At 72.2% G+C, this 25455-nt stretch carries 20 protein-coding genes, 1 tRNA gene and 1 pseudogene; 8 read left to right on the forward strand and 14 right to left on the reverse strand.

Annotated features, from left to right (window positions below):
- Positions 1–8 precede the first annotated feature (8 nt).
- Entirely contained in the window at positions 9–950 is a 942-nt protein-coding gene (locus EDC50_RS11250) for a hypothetical protein (RefSeq protein WP_123770580.1), read from the forward strand.
- Positions 951–1098: 148 nt separating this feature from the next.
- Here the strand turns inward: EDC50_RS11250 and EDC50_RS11255 are convergent.
- Positions 1099–1174 (reverse strand) — tRNA-Thr (locus EDC50_RS11255).
- Between the two features lie 173 nt (positions 1175–1347).
- Here EDC50_RS11255 and EDC50_RS11260 point away from each other — a divergent pair.
- Positions 1348–1920, forward strand: coding sequence for a hypothetical protein (locus tag EDC50_RS11260; RefSeq protein WP_123770581.1), 573 nt, complete (start codon positions 1348–1350; stop codon positions 1918–1920).
- Positions 1921–1967: 47 nt separating this feature from the next.
- On the opposite strand, the gene ispH is transcribed toward EDC50_RS11260, so the two are convergent.
- From ispH to murJ, 5 genes are all read right to left on the reverse strand, one after another.
- Positions 1968–2918: a 4-hydroxy-3-methylbut-2-enyl diphosphate reductase gene (gene ispH, locus EDC50_RS11265; protein ID WP_123770582.1), complete on the reverse strand. Its 951-nt coding sequence runs from the start codon at positions 2916–2918 to the stop codon at positions 1968–1970.
- Between the two features lie 97 nt (positions 2919–3015).
- The gene (lspA, locus tag EDC50_RS11270) at positions 3016–3513 is read right to left on the reverse strand and encodes a signal peptidase II (protein WP_425477919.1); all 498 of its coding nucleotides are present in this window, start codon (positions 3511–3513) and stop codon (positions 3016–3018) included.
- 155 nt (positions 3514–3668) lie between these two features.
- A complete protein-coding gene (gene ileS, locus EDC50_RS11275) occupies positions 3669–6536 on the reverse strand; it encodes an isoleucine--tRNA ligase (protein ID WP_123770584.1) in 2868 nt (955 codons plus the stop codon).
- A 6-nt stretch (positions 6537–6542) separates the two neighbouring features.
- Complete coding sequence (locus EDC50_RS11280) at positions 6543–7526, reverse strand: bifunctional riboflavin kinase/FAD synthetase (protein ID WP_123770585.1); 984 nt, start codon at positions 7524–7526, stop codon at positions 6543–6545.
- Between the two features lie 30 nt (positions 7527–7556).
- Positions 7557–9185 carry a murein biosynthesis integral membrane protein MurJ gene (gene murJ / locus EDC50_RS11285; protein ID WP_123770586.1) on the reverse strand — a complete coding sequence of 543 codons (1629 nt, stop codon included), beginning with the start codon at positions 9183–9185 and terminating at the stop codon, positions 7557–7559.
- 104 nt (positions 9186–9289) lie between these two features.
- Here murJ and rpsT point away from each other — a divergent pair, with 104 nt between their 5' ends.
- Positions 9290–9568: a 30S ribosomal protein S20 gene (rpsT, locus tag EDC50_RS11290; RefSeq protein ID WP_123770587.1), complete on the forward strand. Its 279-nt coding sequence runs from the start codon at positions 9290–9292 to the stop codon at positions 9566–9568.
- Positions 9569–9677: 109 nt separating this feature from the next.
- Here the strand turns inward: rpsT and obgE are convergent, their stop codons facing one another.
- The 3 genes from obgE to rplU all read right to left on the reverse strand — a co-directional run bounded on the left by obgE (position 9678) and on the right by rplU (position 11556).
- Positions 9678–10760 (reverse strand): GTPase ObgE, encoded by a 1083-nt coding sequence (obgE, locus tag EDC50_RS11295; RefSeq protein ID WP_123770588.1) that lies wholly within the window; start codon positions 10758–10760, stop codon positions 9678–9680.
- 211 nt (positions 10761–10971) lie between these two features.
- On the reverse strand, positions 10972–11232 hold the full coding sequence (rpmA, locus tag EDC50_RS11300) for a 50S ribosomal protein L27 (RefSeq protein WP_123770589.1): 261 nt from the start codon (positions 11230–11232) through the stop codon (positions 10972–10974).
- A 15-nt stretch (positions 11233–11247) separates the two neighbouring features.
- Entirely contained in the window at positions 11248–11556 is a 309-nt protein-coding gene (rplU, locus tag EDC50_RS11305) for a 50S ribosomal protein L21 (protein ID WP_123770590.1), read from the reverse strand.
- A 708-nt stretch (positions 11557–12264) separates the two neighbouring features.
- Between rplU and EDC50_RS11310 the strand changes: the two genes are divergently transcribed.
- The 4 genes from EDC50_RS11310 to EDC50_RS11325 all read left to right on the forward strand — a co-directional run bounded on the left by EDC50_RS11310 (position 12265) and on the right by EDC50_RS11325 (position 19252).
- Positions 12265–14316, forward strand: a complete 2052-nt coding sequence (locus tag EDC50_RS11310) for a S8 family peptidase (RefSeq protein WP_123770591.1) — start codon at positions 12265–12267, stop codon at positions 14314–14316.
- A gap of 166 nt (positions 14317–14482) precedes the next feature.
- The gene (locus tag EDC50_RS11315; protein ID WP_123770592.1) at positions 14483–15343 is read left to right on the forward strand and encodes an OmpA family protein; all 861 of its coding nucleotides are present in this window, start codon (positions 14483–14485) and stop codon (positions 15341–15343) included.
- 418 nt (positions 15344–15761) lie between these two features.
- Complete coding sequence (gene uvrA, locus EDC50_RS11320; protein WP_123770593.1) at positions 15762–18722, forward strand: excinuclease ABC subunit UvrA; 2961 nt, start codon at positions 15762–15764, stop codon at positions 18720–18722.
- Positions 18719–19252, forward strand: coding sequence for an acyl-CoA thioesterase (locus tag EDC50_RS11325; protein WP_123770594.1), 534 nt, complete (start codon positions 18719–18721; stop codon positions 19250–19252). The genes uvrA and EDC50_RS11325 overlap by 4 nt, the downstream gene beginning before the upstream one ends.
- A gap of 171 nt (positions 19253–19423) precedes the next feature.
- On the opposite strand, the gene EDC50_RS11330 is transcribed toward EDC50_RS11325, so the two are convergent.
- A complete protein-coding gene (locus EDC50_RS11330) occupies positions 19424–19867 on the reverse strand; it encodes a copper chaperone PCu(A)C (protein WP_123770595.1) in 444 nt (147 codons plus the stop codon).
- 44 nt (positions 19868–19911) lie between these two features.
- Here EDC50_RS11330 and EDC50_RS11335 point away from each other — a divergent pair, with 44 nt between their 5' ends.
- Positions 19912–20685, forward strand: a complete 774-nt coding sequence (locus tag EDC50_RS11335) for an enoyl-CoA hydratase/isomerase family protein (protein WP_123770596.1) — start codon at positions 19912–19914, stop codon at positions 20683–20685.
- A gap of 191 nt (positions 20686–20876) precedes the next feature.
- On the opposite strand, the gene EDC50_RS11340 is transcribed toward EDC50_RS11335, so the two are convergent.
- From EDC50_RS11340 to EDC50_RS11355, 4 genes and pseudogenes are all read right to left on the reverse strand, one after another.
- Entirely contained in the window at positions 20877–22208 is a 1332-nt protein-coding gene (locus EDC50_RS11340) for a substrate-binding domain-containing protein (protein WP_123770597.1), read from the reverse strand.
- A gap of 296 nt (positions 22209–22504) precedes the next feature.
- Complete coding sequence (locus tag EDC50_RS11345) at positions 22505–23359, reverse strand: sulfurtransferase (protein WP_123770598.1); 855 nt, start codon at positions 23357–23359, stop codon at positions 22505–22507.
- A pseudogene (locus EDC50_RS11350) lies at positions 23356–24161 on the reverse strand (NUDIX hydrolase). The gene EDC50_RS11345 and the pseudogene EDC50_RS11350 overlap by 4 nt, the downstream one beginning before the upstream one ends.
- A gap of 578 nt (positions 24162–24739) precedes the next feature.
- The gene (locus EDC50_RS11355; RefSeq protein WP_123770599.1) at positions 24740–25426 is read right to left on the reverse strand and encodes an FKBP-type peptidyl-prolyl cis-trans isomerase N-terminal domain-containing protein; all 687 of its coding nucleotides are present in this window, start codon (positions 25424–25426) and stop codon (positions 24740–24742) included.
- Positions 25427–25455 lie beyond the last annotated feature (29 nt).

The raw sequence follows: 25455 nt of genomic DNA on the forward strand, positions 1-25455 counted from the left end.
AAGCAACCATGAACGCTATTCACCTTCCCGGGCTGGCCGGAGAGATTGCCCAGCACCTCAATGAACAGGCCCCCGTCGCCACTCCCCGGATGGCAATGGGCGGGGCCATTGCCCTGCTGGGGGCCATCGTCGGCGCTGGCTGGGAGTTGCCGCATATCGGCCTGTTCCCTGAGTCGGCCGTGCGCCGCGTCCTGCCGCACCTTGAGCCGGAGGACTTCCCGACGACCCAGCCCATCGGGCAAAGCGTCATGCTGGTAGCCGACCCGGCGCACGGCAAGGGCGGAATCATCGAAGGGGTCGAGGCCCTGCTGGGCGGGCTGCTACGGCAGCGCCCGGACACCTCGGCCATTGCCCAGCGGCTGCTGACCATCCAGCACTTCAACCATCTGGCGCTCGCCGGGATGGAGCCGGAACCCGAGGATGTGGATAGGGTGCGCGGCATCGTCAAGCCTGCGACCTTCGACCGGCTGCTAGACGGCTCCCTGTTCCTGCTGGCCGAATCGACCCCGGATGACTTCGATTACCTGCTGCCGCATTGGTACGAGAGCAGCCCGTTCTACGGCCAGTGCCTGATGATCCGGCATCATGGGCCGAAGGGCGAGAAGAACCGACAACCACATGGGCAGCCGTCCGCCTTGCTGCTGGGGCGTCTCGCCGAGCTGGCGGACCTGGCCCAAGCCGGGCGAAAGGTTCTGGTCGAAGTCACCGAGGACGCCGCCGCTTGGTATCGCCTGTTCCTGCGCTTGGACATGGACACCTACAGCGAGCATGGGCCGGTCGGGCTGGAGGGCGAATGGGCGCGGCAATCGTTACAAGTGGCGGCCATCGTCGCGGTGGGGCTGGACCCGCTGCGCCCGGTCATCACTGCCGGGGTGTTCCGGCTTGCCAGCGACCTTGCAAGCGAAGGCGTCCGGCTGGCCCGCGCTGGGCTGGGGGTGGTTGGGGTGTAACCCCTCGGGGCCTGGAAAAGGTGTTTCACCCCCGACTGCACCCCCGGCCTTTGGCTGGCCTTGGTGGGGGCTGGGAAACGGGGGTGAAAAGACTGCACCCCCGGAAAGCGAAAGGGGCTACGGATCAACCGTAACCCCTTGATTTTATTGGTGCCGTTGAGAGGAATCGAACCTCCGACCTACTGATTACGAATCAGTTGCTCTACCAACTGAGCTACAACGGCGAAACCTTTACCAGCGCATTACGAATGCGCCGCTCTACCAGCTGAGCTATTCCGGCCAGGAGCGGAATTGTAGGCGGCCGCGGCGGAGAGGGTCAAATGCGGGCGCCCCGGCATCCGCGCGGCGCCTCCGGCGCCTCCTGCCTGGCTTGCCGGCAAACCCGGCATGGCGGACGATGGCCTCCGGCATGGGGGCTGCCGGCGCACGCCGGAGCGGCATCGCCGGATCGAACTTCGGCCCCTCCCGGGCCGGCGAACACGGGGAGGCAGATTCGATGCGCTTTTTTCTTCTTTTCGCCGCGCTGGGCCTGCTCGCGCTCGGGCAGGCCGCCGCCGCGAACGAGGGCGGCACGGACAGCGAGGCGATCCTCGCCCAGCAGCGGCAGATCCGCGCCGAAGCCATGGCCGGCAAGGGCCGGTTCAAGGACCTGGACCCGGCCCGGCGCAGCGAGCTGTTCGCGCAACAGGACGAGGTCACCCGCCTGCTGACGGGCACGAGCCGCACCTCGGAGCTGTCCGAAACGGACCGGATCGCGGTCTTCAACGCGCTGGAGGCCGTCGAGGCCATCGTCAACCAGGCCGAGGACGAGCGCATGGTCTGCGAGCGGCACAAGCCGGTCGGCAGCAACCGCCTGCAGACGGTCTGCAAGACGGTCGCGCAGCGGCGGGCGGAACGCGAGGCCGCCAGCACGCGCGGCGGGGTGCAGTGCGTCGACGCCTGGAATTCGGGCATCTGCCGCAAGGATTGAGCCGAGCCCGCGGGCGGCAGCTTTCCGGCGCGCGATGCGGCGGACGGTCAATCGACCAGTTGCAGGCGCAGTTCCTTGGGCAGGGCGAAGACCATGTCTTCCGGCTTGCCGGCCAGCTCGGTGACGGCACCGGCGCCGAGTTCGCGCAGCCGCGCGATCACGCCCTGCACCAGCACCTCCGGCGCGGAAGCGCCGGCGGTGACGCCGATCCGGCGGCGGCCGGCCACCCACGCCGGATCGATCTCGTCGGCGCCGTCGATCAGATGCGCCTCCACTCCCTCGCGCTCGGCCAGTTCGCGCAGGCGGTTGGAGTTGGAGCTGTTCACCGATCCGACCACCAGCACCAGGTCGCAGCTGGCGGCCAGCTCACGCACCGCATCCTGGCGGTTCTGCGTCGCGTAGCAGATGTCGTCGTTCTTCGGCCCCTGGATCGCCGGGTACTTGGCCCGCAGCGCCTCGATCACGCCGCGGGTGTCGTCCACCGAGAGGGTGGTCTGGGTCGTGTAGGCCAAGTTCCCGGGCTGGCCGACCTCGAGCGCGGCGACGTCGTCGCAATCCTCGACCAGGTAGATCCGCCCCGCGCCGGCCTCGCGACGCCATTGCCCCATGGTGCCTTCGACCTCGGGATGGCCTTCGTGGCCGATCAGCACCACGTCGCGCCCGGCGCGGCAATGCCGGGCGACCTCCAGGTGCACCTTGGTCACCAGCGGGCAGGTCGCGTCGAAGACCTTGAGCCCGCGGCGCGCGGCCTCGTTGCGGACCGCCTGCGACACGCCGTGGGCGCTGAAGACCACCGTGGCCCCGTCCGGCACTTCGTCCAGTTCCTCGACGAAGATCGCGCCGCGCTGGCGCAGGTCCTCGACGACGAAGCGGTTGTGCACGACCTCGTGGCGCACGTAGATCGGCGCGCCGAGCGTCTCGATCGCGCGCTTGACGATCTCGATGGCGCGGTCGACGCCGGCGCAGAAGCCGCGGGGGTTGGCGAGCAGGATGTCCATCGGCGCCATTCTACCCCGCGCGGCGCGGGCGCCGCCGAACCGCTCCATCCGGAGTCACGCCGGGTTCGGCGTCCCACCGGTCCAGCCGGGCGGCGGATCAGCCGCGCGGGGCCGGCTTGGCGCCGAACAGGCCGAACAGGGCGATCCCGACCGCGCCGGCGACGATCGCCGAATCGGCCACGTTGAACGCCGGCCAGTAGTAGTCGCGCCAGTGCCACTGGATGAAGTCGATCACGTGCCCGTGCAACAGGCGGTCGATCACGTTGCCCAACGCGCCGCCGATCACCAGCGCGTACGGCAGCGCGCTCTTCCAGTCGCGCCGCGGCGTGCGCGCCAGCCAGTAGCCGAGCAGGCCGGTGATCGCCAGCGCCAGGGCCACGAAGAAGTACTTCTGCCAACCGCCGGCGTCGCTGAGGAAGCTGAACGCCGCGCCGGTGTTGTAGGTGCGATACCAGTTCCAGAATCCCTCGATCACCGGGATCGGGGTGTATTCCGGCAGCGCGTTCAGCACCCATTGCTTGGTCAGCTGATCGAGCACGATCACCACGGCGGAGACGATCAGCCAGGGCAGCGCGTTGGGACGGGTCATGGGCATTCGATCCTCGTGATTGGACGGCTGTCGCGGGCCGCGCCGCGGACGCGGAGCGCGCCGGGGGACTCCGGCCGGGCCATGAAGCGGGCTCGGTCGGCCGCCACGCCGCGCCCCGGGCCGGGGCCCTGCCCCGGCACCGGCGCGGCGAACGCGCACGCTCAGAACCAGCGCCGCTCCTCGCCCGCGCCGTCGACGTTCTCGACGCAGCGCCCGCACAGCCCCGGGTGCGCGGCGACGCCGCCGACGTCGGCGCGGTGCTGCCAGCAGCGCACGCACTTGGGCTTGGCGGTCGGCGCGGCGACCACGGCGATGTCGCGGGCGGCATCGTCGGCGATCACCTCGACGTCGCCGCTGATGAACAGGAACCGCAGCTCGTCCGCGAACGGCGCCAGCCAGTTCTGGTCGGCGACGCCGCAGCGCAGGCCGATCTCGGCCTCGAGCGCGGCGCCGATCTCGCCGGCGGCGCGCATCGGCTCCAGGGTCTTGGCCACCGCGTCGCGCAGCTCGAGCAGGCGCTCGAAGTCCGCCGGCGACAGCGGCGCGGCCTCGTCCAGCACGGCCAGGCCGTCGTACCAGGTGACGAACAGCACGTGCTCCTCGCGCGGGCCGCGGTCGGTCGTCGCCGGCAGGTGGCGCCACATCTCGTCGGCGGTGAAGCTCAGGATCGGCGCGATCCAGCGCACGAAGGCCTCGGCGATGCGGTACATCGCGCTCTGCGCGGACCGGCGGCCGCGCGAATCCTCGGGCATCGTGTACAGCCGGTCCTTGGTCACGTCCAGGTACAGCGAGCCCAGGTCGACGCTGCAGAAGTTCGACAGCGCCTGCACGATCTCGGCGAAGTCGTAGCGCTCGTAGGCCGCGGCGATGCGGTCCTGCAGCTCGGCCGCGCGGTGCACGATCCAGCGGTCCAGCGCCACCATGTCCCCGAGCGGCCGCAGGTGCCGCGCCGGGTCGAAGCCGTTGAGGTTGGCGAGCAGGAAGCGCGCGGTGTTGCGGATGCGGCGGTAGACGTCGGCGGTGCGCTTGAGGATGTCGTCGGACACCGACATCTCGTTGCGGTAGTCGGTCGAGGCGATCCACAGGCGCAGCACGTCGGCGCCCATGGCGTTGATGACCTTCTGCGGCTCGACCACGTTGCCGAGCGACTTGGACATCTTCTTGCCTTGCGCGTCCACGGTGAAGCCGTGGGTCAGCACCTGCCGGTACGGCGCCGCGCCGTCCATCGCCACGCCGGTCAACAGCGAGCTGTGGAACCAGCCGCGATGCTGGTCGGAGCCCTCCAGGTACAGGTCGGCCGGCTTGTACAGGCCGTCCTGCGGCCGCTGCGCCAGCGCGCATTCGTGGCTGACGCCGGAGTCGAACCAGACGTCGAGGATGTCGGTGACCTTCTCGTAGCGGCCGACCTCGTCTTCCTCGAGCAGGTCCTCGGCGCGCATCGCGTACCAGGCGTCGACGCCTTCCCACTCGACCTTGTCGGCGACCTGCCGCATCAGCTCGGCCGAGCGCGGGTGCGGCTCGCCGGTCTCGCGGTCGTAGAACAGCGCGATCGGCACGCCCCAGTAGCGCTGGCGCGAGATGGTCCAGTCGGGGCGCGCCTCGATCATCGCCGAGATCCGCGCCTCGCCCCACTCCGGCACCCAGGCGACCTTGCCGATCTCGCGCAGCGCGTCGCGGCGCAGGTCCGCCTTGTCCATCGAGATGAACCACTGCGGCGTGGCGCGGAACACCACCGGCGTCTTGTGCCGCCAGCAATGCGGATAGCTGTGGGTCAGGCGCGCGGCGGCGAGCAGGTGGCCGTTGCCGCGCAGCACGTCGATCAGCGGCTCCTGCGCCTTCCAGATGTGCAGGCCCGCCAGCGCGGTGCCGTCCGCCGGCGGCGTCGACGCCAGGTACAGGCCGCGGCCGTCGACCGGGTTGATCTGCGCCGCGGTGTAGCGTTCGACCAGGCCGTACTTCAGGCAGACGGCGTAGTCCTCCTGGCCGTGGCCGGGCGCCGTGTGGACGATGCCGGTGCCGTCCTCGGCCGAGACGTGCTCGCCGAGCAGCACCGGGATGTCGCGGCCGGCGTAGAACGGGTGCGCCAGCGACAGGCCTTCCAGCCCGGCGCCGCGGGCGCGGCCGAGGATGCGCACCTCGTCCACGCCGTAGCGCGCCAGCGCCTTGGCCGCCAGCGCCTCGGCCAGCACCAGCAGGCGGCGGCCGCCGTTGGCGGCGCGCGGGCCTTCGACCAGCACGTAGTCCAGTTCCGCGCCGATGCTCACCGCCAGGCTCGCCGGCAACGTCCACGGCGTGGTGGTCCAGATCGGCATCGCCACGCGCGCCGCGTCGTCCACGCTCGCGCCGAAGCGTGCGGCGAGCGCCGCCGGCTCGCGCGCGTCGTAGGCCACGTCGATCGCCGGCGACTGCTTCTCCGCGTATTCGATCTCCGCCTCGGCCAACGCCGAGCCGCAGTCGAAGCACCAGTGCACCGGCTTGGCGCCGCGCACCAGGTGGCCGCGTTCGACGATCTTCGCCAGCGAACGCAGGATGTCCGCCTCGTAGCGGAAGTCCATCGTGCGGTACGGGTGTTCCCAGTCGCCGAGCACGCCCAGGCGCTTGAAATCGCGGCGCTGCAGCTCGATCTGCTCGGCCGCGTACTCGCGGCACTTGGCTCGGAACGCGGCGGCGTCGAGCTTCTCGCCGACCTTGCCGTACTTCTTCTCCACCGCGTGTTCGATCGGCAGGCCGTGGCAGTCCCAGCCCGGCACGTAGGGCGCGTCGTAGCCCGCGAGCAGCTTGGACTTGACGATCACGTCCTTGAGCACCTTGTTGACCGCGTGGCCGATGTGGATCGCGCCGTTCGCGTACGGCGGGCCGTCGTGCAGCACGAAGGTGCGCTCGCGCCCGCGCGCCTTCTCGCGGATGCGCTGGTACAGGCCCTCGCTCTCCCAGCGCGCCAGGGTCTCCGGCTCGCGCTTGGGCAGGTCGCCGCGCATCGGGAATTCCGTCGCGGGCAGATGCAGGGTCGCTTTGTAGTCGTGGCTCACGGGGACCTATCGCTGTGCGGCTTGCGGGGAGAAGCCCGCGCATGGGCGTGCGGGCGCTTGCTCGGGGGCGAGCATGTGTCGCGCCTGTTCGGCGTCGCGGTGCATCTGCGCGGTCAGCGCCGGCAGATCGGGGAACTTCAGCTCGTCGCGCAGCTTGGCGACGAATTCGACCTCGATGCGGCGGCCGTACAGGTCGCCGGCGAAGTCGAACAGATGCGCCTCCAGCAGCGGCTCGACACCGTCCACCGTCGGCCGCGTGCCCAGGCTCGATACCGAGGGCCAGGGCGTCTCGGCGATGCCGTGCACGCGGGTGGCATAGATGCCCGACAGCGCCGGGGTCTTGCTGGCCAGGCGCAGGTTCGCGGTCGGAAAGCCGAGGGTGCGGCCGAGCTGCTGCCCGCGCACCACCCGCCCGCCGATCGCATAGCGCCGGCCGAGCAGCCGCGCCGCCCGCTCGAACGCGCCGGCCTGCAGCGCCTCGCGGATGCGCGTGCTCGACACGCGCTCGCCGTCGACCAGGACCGGTTCGATCTCGCCCGCGGCGAAGCCGAATTCGCCGCCCAGCCGCCGCAACAGCGCCAGGTCGCCGCCGCGCGCGCGGCCGAACCGGAACTCCGGCCCGACCCAGACCTCGCGCGCGCCCAGGCGCCGGCGCAGCACCGCGTCGACGAAATCCTCCGCGCCCAGCGCGCTGAGCCGGCGGTCGAAGCGCAACAGGCCGACCTGGTCGGCGCCGAGCCGGAACAGCCCTTCGGCCTTCGCCCGCGGCAGCAGCAGCCGCGGCGGCGGCGCGGCCGGGGCGAAGAACTCGCGCGGCAGCGGCTCGAAGCTCAGCGCCACCGCGGGCAGGCCCAGCGCGCGCGCGCGCGCGACGGTGTGGCGCACCAGCGCCTGATGGCCGAGGTGCAGGCCGTCGAAGGCGCCGATGCAGACCACACTGCCGGGCGGGCATCGAAGCGCGCCGTCGACGTCACGAAAAAGCCTGCTCATCGGCACGAAGTATAGCCGCCGGGGCTCGCCTCAATGGCCGCGCAGGTCGCGCAGGCGGATGCCCTGCAGCCACAGCGCCGCGCCGTAGACGCCGGCGCCGGCGCCGACCGTCGCCGCCAGCTTCCACGCGCGCTCCCACCACGGCCACGCGGTCCAGTCCTGCCAGGCCCACAGCAGCGCCGCGAGCACCGCGACCATCGCCAGGCTGGCGAGCGCGAGCTGGCGCAGGAAACACCCCCACCCCGGCTCGCGCCGGTACACCGCCGCCCGCCGCAGGTACCAGGCCAGCTGCAGCGCGTTGGTCCAGCCGGCGATCGCGATCGCCAGGGCGAGCAGCGCGTGCGCGCCGGGAATGCGGCCGAGCGCGTCGGCCAAGTCGCCGTGCGCGGCGGCGCGCGCGGCGGCGCCGGCCTCGGTCAGCCACAGCAGCCCCGCCATCAGCGCGGCGGTCGCCAGCACGTTGACGACCACCGCGGCCACCGCCGCCTTCACCGGCGTGCGCGTGTCCTGGCGCGAGTAGAACGCCGGCGCCAGCACCTTGACCAGCAGGAACGCCGGGACCGCGATCGACTGCGCCATCAGGCTGAGCCGGGCCATGCGGGTGTCGTGCGCGCCGAAGTGGCCGTACTGGAACAGCGTGGCGATCAACGCCTCCGCGCACAGCACCAGGCCCAGGCACGCGGGGATGCCGATCAGCAGGCACAGGCGGAATCCCCAGTCCAGGCCCTTGGAGAACCCCTGCGGGTCGGTCGCCGCGTGCCGGCTCGACAGGTGCGGCAGGATCACCGTGCCGATCGCCACGCCGAACATGCCGAGCGGGAACTCGAGCAGGCGGTCGGTGTAGTACAGCCAGGTCACGCTGCCGCCGATCAGGAACGAGGCCATGATCGTGTTGAGCAGCAGGTTGACCTGGGCGACCGAGGAGCCGAACAGGGTCGGCACCATCAGCCTCATGATCTTGCGCACGCCGGCGTGCGCCGCCCCCCAGCGCGGCCGCGGCAGCAGGCCGAGCCGGGCCAGCGAGGGCAACTGGAACGCCAGCTGCAGCACGCCCGCGGCGAACACGCCCCAGGCCAGCGCCAGCACCGGTTCGTAGCCCCAGGCCTTCAGCTGCGGCGCCAGGCCCAGCGCCGCGGCGATCATCGACAGGTTCAGCAGCACCGGCGACAGCGCCGGGATCGCGAAGCGCTGGTAGCTGTTGAGGATGCCGCCGACGAACGAGGCGAGCGAGATGAACAACGCGTACGGGAAGGTGATCCGCAGCATCAGCTCGGCCAGCCCGCTCTGCTCGGTACCAGGCTCGAAGCCGGGCGCGAACAGGCGCATCAGCGCCGGCGAGAAGATCACCGCCAGCGCGGTCACCACCAGCAGCGCGGCGGTCAGGGTGCCGGCGACCCGGTCGATCAGCTCCTTGACCGCGGCCCGGTCGTGCTTGGCCTTGTACTCGGCCAGCACCGGCACGAAGGCCATCGAGAAGGAGCCCTCGGCCGACAGCCGGCGCATGAAGTTCGGGATCCTGAACGCCACCACGAAGGCGTCCATCGCCGGCCCGGCGCCGAACACCGCGGCGTAGACCTGGTCGCGGATCAGCCCGGAGACCCGCGAAACGAAGGTCATCGCGCTGAAAACGGTGGTGGAACGCAGCAAGCCGCCGCTCATCGGCCGGCCCCCTCGCGGTTGACGCAACCCACTGAATCCTCCATACTTTCCGGTCTGACTGTCCTCAGCCCCATTCTTTTCTTACCAGTTTCCAGGAATTCGTCGTGGCCAACATCAAGTCCGCCAAGAAGCGCGCCAAGCAGACCGTCGTGCGCAACGCCCGCAACGCCAGCCAGCGTTCGATGCTGCGCACCGCCGTCAAGAAGGTGCTCAAGGCCCTGGGCGAGAACGACGCCGCCGGCGCCGAGGCCGCCTTCGCCGCCGCCCAGCCGATCCTCGACCGCTTCAGCGCCCGCGGCCTGATCCACAAGAACAAGGCCGCCCGCCACAAGAGCCGCCTGAACGCCCGCATCAAGGCGCTCAAGGCCGCCGCGGCCGCCTGAGCCCGCGCCGACGCGGCCGCGCGCGGCGCGCCGTTCCGCGCCCGCGGCCGCAAGCGCAAACAAAAACCCGGCGCCAGCCGGGTTTTTTGCTGCCCGCGCGGCGCGGACCTCAGCCGCCACGGCCGCCCGCCGCCGCGTCCGCCTCGCGCGCGTCCTCGCGCAGGCGGTCGAAGAACGCCATCGCCTCGAGCATGATCGGCCAGGTGCCCTCGCGCCCCAGCGCCGAGACCAGGTACCACCGGTCCTGCCACCCCAGTTCGTCGATCACCGCCTGGGCCGCGGCCTGGCGCTCCTCCTCGGGCAGCAGGTCCGCCTTGTTCAGCACCAGCCAGCGCGGCTTGGCCAGCAGCGCCGGGTCGTGCTTCTCCAGTTCGCGTTCGATCGCCCGCACCTGCGCGGCCGGGCTGACGCCCTCGACCCCGCCGGAACCGCTGTCGTAGGGCATCGGCGCGATATCCACCAGGTGCAGCAGCAGGCGGGTGCGCTGCAGGTGCTTGAGGAACTGCGTGCCCAGGCCGGCGCCCTCGGCCGCGCCCTCGATCAGGCCGGGGATGTCGGCGATCACGAAGCTGCGATGCGGCTCGACGCTGACCACGCCCAGGTTCGGGTACAGCGTGGTGAACGGATAGTCGGCCACCTTCGGCGTCGCCGCCGAGACCGCGCGGATGAAGGTGCTCTTGCCGGCGTTGGGGAAGCCGAGCAGGCCGACGTCGGCCAGCAGCTTCAGCTCCAGCCGCAGCGTGCGCTGCTCGCCCGGCAGGCCCGGCAGCGCCTTGCGCGGGGCGCGGTTGACCGAGCTCTTGAAGTGCATGTTGCCGAGGCCGCCCTTGCCGCCCTTGGCGACCAGCAGGCGCTCGCCGTGGCGGGTCAGGTCGCCGATCACCTCGTCGGTCTCGACGTTGACGACCACGGTGCCGACCGGCACGGTCACGACCAGGTCTTCGCCGGCCTTGCCGTACATCTGCCGGCCCATGCCGTTCTCGCCGCGCTGGGCGCGGAAGATCTTCTGGTGGCGGAAGTCGACCAGGGTGTTGAGGTTCTCGTCGGCGACCAGCCAGACGCTGCCGCCGTCGCCGCCGTCGCCGCCGTCGGGGCCGCCGAGCGGGATGAACTTCTCGCGCCGGAAGCCCACGCAGCCGTTGCCGCCGTTGCCCGCGATGACCTGGATTTCGGCTTCGTCGACGAGTTTCATGGGTAGGCCGGGATTCGGGTCGGGATTAGATGGGAGCTGACGTCGGTTGCGATTCTAGTGGCCGGATCGAGGCGACTCGTCTTTGCGGATCCCGGATCCCGGATCCCGCCGCTTGATAACGAAAAGCCCCGCCGAAGCGGGGCCTCTCGCCTTGGTGAAGCGTCCGCGCGGGGCGTGACTCCTGCGAGGGGACCCGCAAGAGCCGTCGCGCTTACTCGGCGGCGACGACGCTGACGGTACGGCGCTTCTTCGGGCCCTTGGTCGAGAACTCGACCTTGCCGTCGACCAGCGCGAACAGGGTGTGATCGCGCCCCAGGCCGACGCCAGGACCCGGATGGAACTGGGTACCGCGCTGACGCACGATGATGTTGCCGGCCTCGATGGCCTGGCCGCCGTAGATCTTGACGCCCAGGTACTTCGGGTTGGAGTCGCGGCCGTTGCGGGTGGAACCTACGCCCTTTTTGTGTGCCATGGCGGCTTCTCCTGGTTAGCCGGCGATGCCGGTGATTTCGATTTCGGTGTAATGCTGGCGGTGGCCCATCTGCTTGCGATGGTGCTTGCGGCGGCGGAACTTGACGATCCGCACCTTGTCGGCGCGGCCGTGGCCGATCACCTTCGCCGAAACGCTGGCGCCCTTGACCGCCTCGCCCACCTTCACGCCCTCGCCGTCGCCGAGCATGAGGACGTTGTCGAGCTTGATCTCGCTGCCGACCTCGGCGTCGAGCAGTTCGACGCGCAGGGTCTCGCCCTGCATCACGCGGTACTGCTTGCCGCCGGTGACTACTACTGCGTACATGACCGGGATTCCTCTGTAGTTATTCTGGTCGCTGCCGGCCCGGGCGGGCGGACAGAAGCGGAATTGTAGCGGCCTCAGGCACTTGGAGCAAGCCGGCCGGACCGTTTCGTCCCGGCATCGGCCGAGCGCTGGCGCCGTGCGGCCGCAGCGCCGACGATGCGGATACGGGGCGCGCGGCGGCCTGGCGCTCCGGCGATGCCGGCAGCGGCCGGCGCATCCCGACGGGTTGGCGCCGCCAGGGCCGCGCGCCGATGGCGTCCGGAAAGCCCGCCGCCCTTCCGGCCACCCCGGCTTCCGGCCACCCCGGCTTCCGGCCGGCCCGCGAGTGCGCCACGCCGTTCGCTCGGCAACGGTTCCGGCTCCCGACCGGCGGCGCTCGAAACCGTGAACTGCGTCCTTGATCGGGGCCCGGGCTTGGCCCTACGGTCGCTCGGGCGTCTGCAGGGGGACGCCGCCCGCCCGGCCGTTCGCCGGCGGTTCTCTCATGGAGCCCTGCATGCCCACGGAAGGCCTCTCCGCAGTTCCTCGACGCTCTCGCCCGCCGGCGCCCGGCCTCGCGTCCTCTCTCCTTTCCGTCTCCGTATCCGACGTCCTGGCCGCGGCGGCCGCCGCGTGCCCTGCATTCCGTCCCGGCCGCGCGCCGGCACGGCCCCTCACCCGCCGGTCAGGGGCGGCGGGTTCCTCCGCTCACGTTCAAGGATGCCCGTCATGACCCGCAAATCCCGCTTGCCGCAATGGACCGCCCTGGCCATCGCCACCGCCGTCGTCGTCGCTCCGGCCGCCTACTCGGGCGGCAAGCTGCCGGTGCTCGACAAGAGCAGGACCGCGACGCAGGCCGCGCGCCAACCCGCCGCGCACGACCGCTTCATCGTCACCTATCGCGCCGGCGCGCAGCGGATGAGCGCGGCCGCGGTGCAGCAGCAGTGGGCGGCCGCGGCGAAGGCCGTCGGCGTGGGCATCCGCCCGCTGCGCACCCTCGCCACCGGCAGCGCCCTGATCCGCACCGAGCGCAAGCTCGACGCCAAGGCGAGCAAGGAACTGGCGCTGGCGCTGATGAAGGACCCGAACGTGCTGGCGGTGGAGCCCGACCGCCTGCGCCAGCGGCTGTTCGTCCCCAACGACCCGGGCTACGCCCAGCAGTGGCACTACAAGAACGGCCCCGGCGGCATCAACGCCGAGCCGGCCTGGGACCTGAGCCACGGCGACGGCGTCGTGGTGGCCGTGCTCGACACCGGCAGCACGCCGCACAGCGAGCTGGTGAACCAGTACGCGCCCGGTTACGACTTCATCGTCGACCCGGAAGTCTCGGTCGACGGCGACGGCCGCGACGCCGACCCGAACGACCCGGGCGACTGGCACAACGGCGAGTGCAACATCTTCAACATCCCCGAGGACAGCAGCTGGCACGGCACCCATGTGGCCGGCACGGTGGCCGCGGCCACCGACAACGGCGTGGGCGTGGCCGGCGTCGCGTTCGGCGCCAAGGTGCAGCCGGTGCGCGTGCTCGGCAAGTGCGGCGGCTACGAGTCGGACATCATCGACGCGGTGACCTGGGCCTCCGGCGGCAGCGTGCCGGGCGTGCCGGACAACCCGACCCCGGCCGAGGTGATCAACCTCAGCCTCGGCGGCAGCGGCGCCTGCAGCGTGGCCGAGCAGGCCGCCTACAGCGCCGCGGTCGCGCGCGGCACCACCATCGTCGTCGCCGCCGGCAATTCCTCCGCGGACGCCGCCGGCTACTCGCCGGCGAGCTGCAACGACGTGATCGCCGTATCCGCGGTCGGGCCGACCGGCGAACTGGCCGACTACTCCAACTTCGGCAGCGTGGTCGACGTCGCCGCGCCGGGCGGCTCGGGCGTGGTTCCGGCCGAGGACAACATCCTCTCGACGCTCAACCTCGGCACCCAGGGCCAGGAGGGCGAAGGCTACGCCTGGATGGCCGGCACCTCGATGGCGGCCCCGCACGTGGCCGGCATCGTCGCGCTGATGCAGGCGGCCGCGCCGACGCCGAAGACCCCGGCCGAGGTCAAGAAGATCCTCGAGAACACCGCCTACGCCAGCGGCGGCTTCGCCTCCGGTTGCAGCTACAACAAGTACTGCGGCGCCGGCATCGTCGACGCGCGCTACGCGGTGGCCGTGGCCGCCGGCCAGGAGCCGCTGCCGCCGGACGTGCCGCCGGCGCCGGAGCCGCCGCCGGCGATCGAGCTGCAGAACGGCGTTACCGTCGCCGACATCGAGGTGCTGGCCGGCGATACGGTGCGCTACAAGCTGCTGGTGCCCAACGGCGCGTCCAACCTGCTGTTCGCGATGTTCGGCGGCACCGGCGACGCCGACATGTACGTGCGCCACGGCGCGGAGCCGACCACCACCGCGTACGACTGCCGCCCCTACGCCTCCGGCAACAACGAGAACTGCTTCTTCCCGGCGCCGAGCGGCGGCACCTGGTACGTGACGATCCGCGGCTATCGCGACGCGGCCGGGGTTTCGCTCTACCCGAGCTTCGTCGACGCCAACTGGCCGCGCGCGGTCGAGGCCGAGGCGGTGGCGCTGGACCGCAACCGCACCCGGGTGACCCTGACCTGGCAGAAGGGCAAGCGCAACATCGACATCTACCGCAACGGCGCGATCCTGAAGACCGTGCGCAACAACGGCACCGCGGTCGACACCTTCCGGATCATCGGCAGCGGCACGATGAGCTACCAGTTGTGCAACAACGGCACGCAGGAGTGCGCGGACCCGGTCGAGATCCAGTACGGCCAGTGATCCGCGGTGCGGCGGGGGCTTCGGCCCCCGCCGTCGCCGTGCCCTTCCGCAGCATCCGTCCCCGGCGTAGCCGCGATCCGCTTCGCTTCCGCGCTCCCCTCGCGCTCCCCTCGTCGAGCGGATCGGATCCGGCTCCGCCGGGCCGACGGCCGCATACCGAGCGACCATGACCGAACCTCGCATCCGCACCCCCGCACTGCGCGCCTGCGCGATCCTCATGCTGCTGGCCTGCCTCGCCTGCAGCCGCGGCCCGCAGCCGCACGCCCCTTCCACGTCCGCGTCCGAGGCCGATGCCGCGGCGGTCGCGCCGGCGGCGCAGTTCGACGCGCGGCTGAGCGTCGCGAACAACGGCGGCCGCATCCGTTACGACGGCCAAGTCGGCGACGAGGCCGCGCGCCACGCGATACTGGCCGCGCTCGAGCGGGCCTACGGCCGCGAGCGCATCGACGGCCGCCTCGGGCTGGATCCGCGCGCGAAACCGCCCGGCTGGCTCGACGGCCTGCCCGCCTTCCTCGCCGGCTTCGACCTGCCCGGCGCCGCGGTGGTCTTCGCCGGCCGGCGCATCGAGCTCGGCGGCCGCGCCGCCCCGGCCGAGCGCGCCGCCCTGCTGGAACGGGCGCAACGGCTGTACCCCGGCTACGCCTATGCCGGCCTGTTCGAAGGCGCCGGGGCCGAGCCGGCCGCCGCCGCGGGCCTGGCGCCCGGCGCGGACGCCGCCGAACTGGTCGCGGCGCTCAACCGCGTGCCGGTGCGCTTCGAGCCCGGCAGCGCGCGCATCGATTCGGCCAGCCTGGACCTGCTGAGCCGCGCCGCCGGCGCGCTGCAGGCGCGCCCGGAGGCGCGCCTGGAAATCGTCGGGCCGTACGAGGCCACCGGGCTGCCGGAGGACGACCGCGCCCTGTCGCAGCAGCGCGCCGAAGCGATCAAGGTGCAGTTGATCGTCAACGGCGCCCATCCGGCGGCGCTCGTCACCCGTCCCGGCGATGCGGGCACGGCCCAGGCGCGGTTCCGGCTCGCGGGCGGATGACCGCGCCGGGGACGGCCGGCGGCGCGCTCCGCACGCCGCGCCGCGGCGAACCCCGCCCGTGGGGCTTCCTGTGATCGCGTGACCGCGCCCGTGCGGGCTCGCGCGAGCGCCCCGCCGGGCGTGCTTCGCGCCCGCGGCCCGAAGCCGAGGCGGCGGCCCTCTTCACGCAGGAATGAACGGCCCCGCTGGCCGGCGCCCGGAGGCGCGTTCGCGCCCGCGGCGGTCTCAGCGGCTGCGACGCGGGCCGGCTAGGGTACGCGCGCATGTCCGCCGTCCGGTGCGTAGGCAAGCCCCGGCGCCCGCGCTGCATGCCCGGACGCCGGGTTCGGTTCGGCGGATTTGCCCCCATCTCCCCCAGTCGATACGCTCTTCTGTTCGCCGTCGCACCGCGACGGCGCCCTCCCCTTGCAGGCACCCGATGGCGCTGGACTACATCCGCCTCCGCGGCGCGCGGACGCACAATCTCAAGAACATCGATCTCGATCTGCCGCGCGACAAGCTGATCGTGATCACCGGCCTGTCCGGCTCCGGCAAGTCCTCGCTGGCCTTCGACACCATCTACGCCGAGGGCCAGCGCCGCTACGTCGAGTCGCTCTCGGCCTACGCCCGGCAGTTCCTGTCGGTGATGGAGAAGCCGGACCTGGACCACATCGAGGGCCTGTCGCCGGCGATCTCGATCGAGCAGAAGTCGACCTCGCACAACCCGCGCTCGACCGTCGGCACGATCACCGAGATCTACGACTACCTGCGCCTGCTGTACGCGCGCGTCGGCACGCCGCGCTGCCCGGACCACGGCTACCCGCTGGAGGCGCAGACGGTCAGCCAGATGGTCGACCAGGTGATCGCCCTGGGCGCGACCGAGGAAGGCCGCGAGCGCCGCTACATGCTGCTGGCGCCGGTGGTCCGCGAGCGCAAGGGCGAGCACGCGCAGGTGTTCGAGCAGCTGCGCGCGCAGGGCTACGTGCGCGTGCGCGTGGACGGCGTGCTGTACGAGATCGACGCGGTGCCGCCGCTGGCGCTGCGGCAGAAGCACACCATCGAAGCGGTGATCGACCGCTTCAAGCCGCGCGAGGACATCAAGCAGCGCCTGGCCGAGTCGTTCGAGACCGCGCTCAAGCTCGGCGACGGCATGGCCCAGGTGATGTCGCTGGACGCCGCGCAGGACGGCGCGGGTGCCGCGGGAGGCAGGATGCCGGGCGCGGCCGAGCCGGGCGCCGCGACGCTGCTGTTCTCGTCGAAGTATTCCTGCCCGGTGTGCGACTACTCGCTGCCGGAACTGGAACCGCGCCTGTTCTCGTTCAACTCGCCGATCGGCGCCTGCCCGAGCTGCGACGGGCTCGGCGTGGCGCAGTTCTTCGACCCGGCGCGGGTGGTGGTGCATCCGGAGCTGTCGCTGTCGGCCGGCGCGGTGCGCGGCTGGGACCGGCGCAACGCCTACTACTTCTCGATGATCCAGTCGCTGGCCAAGCACTACAAGTTCGACGTCGACGCGCCGTGGCAGTCGCTCAAGCAGGGCGTGCGCGACGCGATCCTGTTCGGCAGCGGCGAGGAACTGATCAGCTTCACCTACCTCAGCGACAGCGGCAGCCGGCACCAGCGCAAGCACCGCTTCGAAGGCATCGTGCCGAACCTGGAGCGGCGCTACCGCGAGACCGAGTCGGCCGCGGTGCGCGAGGAGCTGGCCAAGTACATCAGCGAGCGCCCCTGCCCCGAATGCGGCGGCGCGCGCCTCAACCGCGCCGCGCGCAGCGTGTTCGTCGCCGAGAAGCCGCTGCCGGAGATCGTGGTGCTGCCGGTCGACGACGCGCTGGCCTTCTTCAAGGGCCTGGAACTGCCCGGCTGGCGCGGCGAGATCGCGGCCAAGATCGTCAAGGAGATCACCGACCGGCTGCGCTTCCTGGTCGACGTCGGCCTCGATTACCTGACGCTCGAGCGCAAGGCCGATTCGCTGTCCGGCGGCGAGGCCCAGCGCATCCGCCTGGCCTCGCAGATCGGCGCCGGCCTGGTCGGGGTGATGTACGTGCTCGACGAGCCGTCGATCGGCCTGCACCAGCGCGACAACGAGCGCCTGCTCGGCACCCTGACCCGCCTGCGCGACCTCGGCAACACGGTGATCGTGGTCGAGCACGACGAGGACGCGATCCGCCTGGCCGACCACATCGTCGACATCGGCCCGGGCGCCGGCGTGCACGGCGGCGAGGTGGTCGCGCAGGGCGCGCTCGAGGACGTGCTCAAGGCGCCGCGCTCGCTCACCGGGCAGTACCTGTCCGGCAAGCGCCGCATCGAGATCCCGAAGCAGCGGCGCAAGCCGGACCCGAAGGCGACGTTCCGCCTGCGCGGCGCCAGCGGCAACAACCTGAAGAACGTCGACCTGGAGATCCCGGCGGGGCTGTTCACCTGCATCACCGGCGTGTCCGGCTCGGGCAAGTCGACCCTGATCAACGACACCCTGTACGCGCTGGCCGCCAACGAGCTCAACGGCGCGGCGCACACGCCGGCGCCGTACAAGTCGCACGAGAACCTCGACCTGTGGGACAAGGTCGTGGACATCGACCAGTCGCCGATCGGGCGCACGCCGCGCTCCAACCCGGCGACCTACACCGGCCTGTTCACGCCGCTGCGCGAGCTGTTCGCGCAGGTGCCCGAGGCGCGCGCGCGCGGCTACTCGCCGGGCCGCTTCAGCTTCAACGTGCGCGGCGGCCGCTGCGAGGCCTGCCAGGGCGACGGGCTGATCAAGGTGGAGATGCACTTCCTGCCGGACGTGTACGTGCCCTGCGACGTCTGCGGCGGCAAGCGCTACAACCGCGAGACGCTGGAGATCCTCTACAAGGGCCACAACATCAACGACGTGCTGGAGATGACCGTCGAGGACGCGCTCGGCCTGTTCGAGAACATCCCGGCGATCGCGCGCAAGCTGGAAACGCTGATGGACGTCGGCCTGTCCTACATCAAGCTGGGCCAGAGCGCGACCACGCTGTCCGGCGGCGAGGCGCAACGCGTGAAGCTCTCGCGCGAACTGTCGCGCCGCGACACCGGGCGTACCCTGTACATCCTCGACGAGCCGACCACCGGCCTGCACTTCCACGACATCGAGCACCTGCTCAGCGTCCTGCACCGCCTGCGCGACGACGGCAACACGGTGGTGGTGATCGAACACAACCTGGACGTGATCAAGACCGCGGACTGGGTGATCGACCTCGGCCCCGAGGGCGGCCACCGCGGCGGCACCATCATCGCCACCGGCACGCCGGAGGAGATCGCGCGCATGCCGCACTCGCACACCGGGCGCTTCCTCGCGCCGCTGCTCGGAATCAAGCCGGGGACGCAGGCCGCCGCGTCCGCCGCCAAACCGAACCATCGCAAGAAGACCGCCGCATGAGCGAGGACACGCCGAAGCCGCGCCGCGCGCCGCGCAAGCGCAAGCCGGCCGCGAAGCAACCGGAAACCCGGGCCGCCCCGACGACGAGCGCGCCCGCGGAAGCACCCGCCGCCGCACCGACCGCGCTGATCCGCGTGCCGCTGTCGGTGCGCTGGCGCGACCTGGACGCGTTCAACCACGTCAACAACTCCAAGTACCTCAGCTACCTGGAAGAGGCGCGCCTGCGCTGGATGCTGAGCGTGCCCGGCCAGGGCCTGGACGAGCACGTCGCGCCGGTGGTCGCGGCCGCGCACCTGAACTACCGCCGGCCAATCGAATGGCCGGCCGAGATCGCGATCGAGCTGTTCGTCGAACGCCTGGGCGCCACCAGCGTCACCATCGGCCACCGCATCGTCGATGCGGCGGACGCCGAGGTGCTGTACTGCGACGGGCACGTGGTGATGGTCTGGATCGACCGCGGCACCGGCCGCGCCGCGACCTTGCCGGAAGCCGTCCGTCAGGCCTGCTCGCGAGGGGAACCAGGGAACTGAAGCCGTCGGCAACGGGCGGCCGCCTCCGCCCGGAGGCGCGCTTCTGCTCGAGCCCTCGGCCTCTTCCGGGGAGAGATTCGGCCGCCGCCGTCGGCCGCGGGAGGCCCGGGGACCGGGCCGTGCCGCGGCCCGACGTCGGCGCGGCGGACTTTGCCGCGGGAACGGCGGCGGCTACTCGCCCGCTTCGCGCACCACGAACTCGCCGCGCACGCTGCCGCCTTCCTTCAGCGTGAACTCCACCGCCACCTTCTGCCCCGCCCGCAGCGCTCCGTGCGGACGCATCAGCATCAGGTGCAGGCCGCCCGGCTGCAGCGTCGCCGCGCCGCCCGGCTCGATGCGCAACTCGGGCAGCGCGCGCATGCGGCTGACGCCTTCGACCACGCGGGTCTCGTGCAGCGACACCTCGGCGAACGCCGGGCTGCGCGCGCCGGCAACGGTCAGCGCCCGGGTGCAGGGATTCTCGATCCGGCCGAAGCCGGCCAGCATCGGCATTGCCATCGGCGGCCGGCGCAGCCAGGCATCGCGCACCTGCAGCCGGCATTCGTCCGCATGCGCGAACGGGGCGAAGGCGGACAGCGCCAGGCAGAGCAGCGGACGGGCGAGCGAGGTATGCATGCGCCTATGATAGCCGCGCCTCCCGCTTCCGACCGGAACGTCGCATGAGCCCGATCCAGACCCGCGCGCACGGCGCGCTGACCGAACTGCGCCTCGCCCGCCCGCCTGCGAACGCGCTCGATCCCGCGTTGTGCGCGGCGCTGACCCAGGCGCTGCGCGCGGCGGTGGACCAAGGCGCCGAAGGCATCGTGCTCAGCGGCGGGCCGAAGGTGTTCTCCGGCGGACTCGACGTGCCGCATCTGCTCGCGCTCGGTGAGGACCGGGCGGCGCTGCGGTCGGCCTGGGAGACCTTCTTCGCCGCGGCCGCCGCGCTCGCGGAATGCCCGGTGCCGGTGGCGGCGGCGATCGACGGCCACGCGCCCGCCGGCGGCTGCGTGCTGGCGCTGTGCTGCGACTATCGGGTGATGGCGCGCGCGCCCGACCCGGCCAAGCCGTACCGGATCGGCCTCAACGAAGTGCAGGTCGGGCTGGTGGCGCCGGAAGGCGTCCAGCACCTGCTGCGGCGCGTGGTCGGCGCGTACCGTGCCGAGCGCCTGCTGGTCGCGGGCGCGATGCCCGACACCGACCAGGCCCTGGCGATCGGGCTGGTCGACGAAGCGGTTCCCGAGGGCGACGCGGTCGCGCGCGCCGCCGCCTGGCTCGACACCCTGCGCGCGCTGCCGCGGCAGGCGATGCTGCAGACCCGCGCGATCGCGCGCGAGGACCTGGTCGCGGCGCTGCGGCCCGAACGCATCCGGCTCGCGCATTTCCTCGATGCCTGGTACGCGAAGGATACGCAGGCGGCGCTGCGCGCATTGGTGGCGCGGCTGGGCAAGTGAGGCCCGTGACGCGCGATCGCGCTTGCCCTGCGCAGCCGCTCGCGCGAAGAGGCCGGGCCTGCCGCCGTCGCCGCGCGCGTCGCCTGGCCGCGCGCGTCGCGGGGCCGGTCCGCCTCGGGCGAGCGCCCTGCCCGCTGACCCGGGCTGCGCCGTAACCGCGCGGCGCCCGTCCGCGAAGGCCGAGCGCGGACTCAGCGCAGCCACACCTCCACGCGCTCGTTGCGGTAGCGGTCGCCCGGCGCGCCGGTGCGCGCCAGCGGCAACGCCGCGCCCATGCCGCGCACCCGCTCCACCACCAGGCCGCGCGAGATCAGCTCCTGCGCGACCAGGTCGGCGCGGTCGTTGCTCATCATCAGCGAGGTCGCGGCCGGGCCGGTGCCGTCGGCGAAGCCGATCACCAGCAGGCGACGGCCGCGATTCGGCGGCAGGCGCATGAAGGCCTCGAGCCGCTCGAGGTCGCGCACCGCGCGGCTGTCGTAGACGCTGGCGGCGATGCCGCTGTCGTTCTGCCCGGTCAGATTGAAGCGCAGGCTCAACGGCAGGCGCTGCGCGCCGTCCACCAGGGCGCGGTAGTCGCCAGGCCCGGCCAGGCTGGCTTGGCGCTGGCCGGGGCGCAGGGTCAGCGCGAAATGGCCGGCGCGCGCCACCGCATCCTGCCCGCGCCGGCCCATCGCGTACAGGGCGAAGCTGCGGCTCAGCGCGCCCATCATCTGGCTGCCGTACAGGTACAGGCGGCGCGTCAGCGGATAGTCCTCGCTCTGCACGCCGACACGGGTCGGCGCGATCGCGCGCCCGCCCTCTTCGATCGCCACCGGCCGCACGCCCGCGCCGAGCCCCTGGCGCAGGCTGACGAAGCCGATGCCCCACGGGTCGGCGGCGATCGCGCGCAGCAGCGCCGGCGCGTCCGCATGCCGCTGCGCCGCCGCGTGGCGCGCGCCCTGCATGACCCGTTCGTCGATCAGGTCGCGCGCCGAGTTCGCGCCGTCCACCCGATGCAGGCGCACCGGGCCCGCGCCGGCCCCGAGTTCGCTCCAGTGCCGGATCTCGCCCGAGAACAGCGCGCGCAGCTGGCGCAGGCTGAGCTTGGCGACCGGATTGGCGCGGTTCACCACCACCGCCGCACCGTCGAGCGCGAGCGCGAATTCCTGGTCGTGCGAGGCCAGGTCGCCGAGCTGCCAGCCGGCGTCGAGTTCGGCCGCGGTCGGCCGCCGCGTCGTCATCGCGATCTGCGCCCGGCCATCGACCAGCGCGGCGAAGCCCTGCGCGGAACTGCTGGCGACGATCTCCACCACCAGCGGCTGGCCGTCGCGGCTGGCGTGCAGCTCGGTGCGGTTCGGCGCCGGCTGCTCGCGGCGGATGCCGACGTAGCCGATGTCGCGCAGCCAGGCCTCGGCCACCGCCGGCACCAGCTTCGCGGCCAGGGTCTGCGAGCCGTGGATGCGCATCCGCTCGGGCTCGCCCTGCGCCTGCGCGCAGACGCTGTGGAACAGGAACAGCAATAGAACGACGATCGCGCGCGACATCGCGCACTCCCCCTGTGTGAAATCGCGCAAGGATCGGGCGTGACGATGACCGGGGAATTACGCCGCGCCGCCGAAGGCGAGGAGCCAGTGCCGAGAAACGAGGAACGAGCGGCGCGGCGCATACCGCGCTTTCGCCGGCCTCGCGTGCGGCGAAAGCGCGTCCGTTCGCCTTCGGCGCCGGCGCGGACGACGGCGATGGCGCGGCGTCGCGCTTGGCAAGCGAACCGGCACGCTCGCTCGCGGCGCCGCCTCGCGTTCTACCCTGTGGCGGAGGAATGCGGCGGGACCCCGCCGCGCTACTCGCCGCCGCGCGCGACCGGCCGCGCGGGATCCTCGATCCAGCCGCTCCAGGAGCCGGCGTACAGCCGCGCACCGCGCAGGCCGGCATGCGCCATCGCCAGCAGATGATGGCAGGCGGTCACGCCCGAGCCGCACATCGCCACCGCGGCCTGCGGCGCGCGCCCCTGCAGCGCGCCGGCGAACTCCTGCGCCAGTTCGTGCGCGGGCTTGAAGCGGCCTTCGCGCAGGTTGGCGGTATACGGCCGGTTGCGCGCGCCGGGCACGTGGCCGGCGACGCGGTCGACCGGCTCGACCTCGCCGCGGAAGCGCTCGGCCGCGCGCGCATCGAGCAGCAACCCGCCGGCGTCGAGGTGCGCACGCACCGCATCGGCATCGAGCAGCAGTTGCGGATCGAACGCGCCCGGATACGGCGGCGCGGCCGCCGCGGGCGGAACCTCGCTCGAGACCGGCAGGCCCAGCGCGCGCCAGCGTTCCCACCCGCCGTCGAGCACGGCGACGCGCTCATGGCCGAACGCGCGCAGCAGGCACCACAGCCGCGCGGCCGCGAGGGCGCCGTCGCCTGCGTCGTAGGCGACCACCTGGTGCCGCGGCGTCACGCCCCAGCGCGCCAGCGTGGCGGCGAAATCCTCGGCCCGCGGCCACGGATGGCGGCCGGCGCCGGGCCGGTGCGGCCCGGACAGATCGCGGTCCAGATGCGCGTAGCGCGCGCCGGGGAGGTGCCCCTGCCGGTACGCGGCCTCGCCCGCGCCCGGATCGGCCAGGGCGAAGCGCGCATCGACCACGACCAGCTCGCCGTCGCCCAGCGCCGGCGCGAGCGCCTCGGCATCGACCAGCGTGTTCCATCCGTTCATGGCACGGCCTCCAGGCGTTGGCGCAGGTTGAGCAGCATCGACGCGGTCGCGCCCCAGATGCGCTGGCCGGGATACCGATATTCCAGCACCCGCCGCGGGCGGCCGCGCACGTCCAGCACCTGCGCGTCCAGGTTGGCCGGGTCGAGCAGGAAGGCCAGCGGCACCTCGAATACCTCGGCGACTTCGTTCGGGTCCGGCCGCGCGACGTAGTCGGCCGCGAGCCGCGCCACCACCGGCTGCACCCGGAAGCCGGTGATCGTCAGCAGCGGATCCAGATAGCCCAACGGCGTGATCTGCGCCGCAACGACGCCGATTTCCTCGACCGTCTCGCGCACCGCCGCGGCCACCGCATCGACGTCGTCGCTCTCGATGCGCCCGCCCGGGAAGCTCACCTGGCCGCCGTGCTGGCGCAGGCCGTCGGTGCGGCGGGTCAGCAGCACCTGCGTGCCCGGCCCGCGCGGCACCAGGCCGACCAGGACGGCGGCCGGCACCGGCGTCGCGTCGGCGGCGACCAGGCCTTCGAGTTCGCTGCGGTTCCATTCCGGGCCCTGCGGCGGCCGGGTCAGCGGATGCAGCGCGGCGCTCAGGCGCGGGCAATCGGGCGGCGCCAGCGGGCTCACCTTCGCCGCGACTCCCGTTCGGGCAGCACCGTCTCCATCAGGCGCAGGCGCTCGTCGTCGTTCATCTGCGACCAGCGCGCGATCTCGGCGCTGGTGCGGTGGCAGCCTTCGCACAGGCCATCGTCGCCAAGGGTGCAGACGCCGATGCAGGGACTGAGCACGGCGCGATAGAAAGTGTTCATGCAGCGACTGCCGAAGGAATGCGGGTGGCGCCTCGCCGGAGGGCGGCCACTGAGACCCTAATGCGGCCCGGCGAAATTGCAAGTGGGCCGGCGCGCGGAAGGATACGGCACGGGGCCGCGGCGGCGCCACGAGCTTCCGCCGCGGCCGCGCCATGCCGTCGACGCGCACGCACCGCTGCCGCGCCGATGCGGCGAAACCTGCGTGCGATGCGGAAACGGGCGAGCGACGGGGAATGCGGCCGCGCGCGCCTGGCGGCCGGCGGTGGACACGGAGAGGGCACGCGGCGCGGTCGCGGCCGGAACCGCGCGCCACCTGTCCCGGGCGGCGGGCTGTCGGTCCGCGGGCGACGCGGAATGGCGTCGGGTTCGCGACCTCAGGCCTTCGCAACGACGCCTCGCCGAAGCCGGGCGCCACGCGGGCATGGCGCGCCGCTGATATTCCCGCTTCCGCAGCCGGCGATGCCAAGGCCGTGGCCGCGATGCGGCCACGGCGCAGAGCCGGAGAGGGCGGGTCCCCGCATGCGCGGGGATGACGATACGGCCAAGCCGCGGCCGCTACGCGGCCACGGGCCACATCGTCACTTGACGCTGACCAGCTTGACTTCGAACTGGACGGCGACGTTCGGCGGGAACGGCGTGCGCGGATCGGCGCCGTAGGCCTTGTCCGGCGGCAGGGTGATCTCCCACTTGGCGCCGGCCGGCATCTGCAGCAACGCTTCGCGCATCGCCGGCATCTCGATCTCGCTGACCTTGATGGCCGGGATGTTCTGCGGCGCGCGCGCCTGCTGCGGACGCTCGCCCCAGGCGTACGGGCCGGCCACCTCGAGCTGCACCGTGCTGGCCTGGGTCGGCTTGGCGCCGGTGCCGTTCTCGATCACCCGGTACTGCACGCCGCTGGCCAGGGTCTGCACGCCCTGCTTGGCCTTGTTCTGGGCGAGGAACTGGTCGCTGCGGGTCTTGTTCTCGGCCGCGGCCTTGTCCCACGCCGCCTTGGCCTTCGCGGCCTGGCGCTGCTGCATGTTCTGCACCGCGGTGCGCAGCTGGTCCACCGGCACCGACGGCTGCTTCTTGGCGTAGCCGTCCTGCAGGCCCTTGACGATGGTGTTCACGTCGAGCTGCTCGCCGCTTTCGATGGCGTTGCGGCCCAGGTCGTAACCGAGGGCGTAGCTGAGCTTGCCCTTCTCGGTCGAGGTGTCCTGGGCGGCGGCTTGGCCGGCGGCCAGGATCAGGGCCGTGGTGGCGACGGCGATCAAACGCAACTTCATTCGGTGGAATCTCCGGTTCGTGGATCGGC

The organism is Vulcaniibacterium tengchongense (assembly GCF_003814555.1).
Lineage (GTDB): Bacteria > Pseudomonadota > Gammaproteobacteria > Xanthomonadales > Xanthomonadaceae > Vulcaniibacterium > Vulcaniibacterium tengchongense.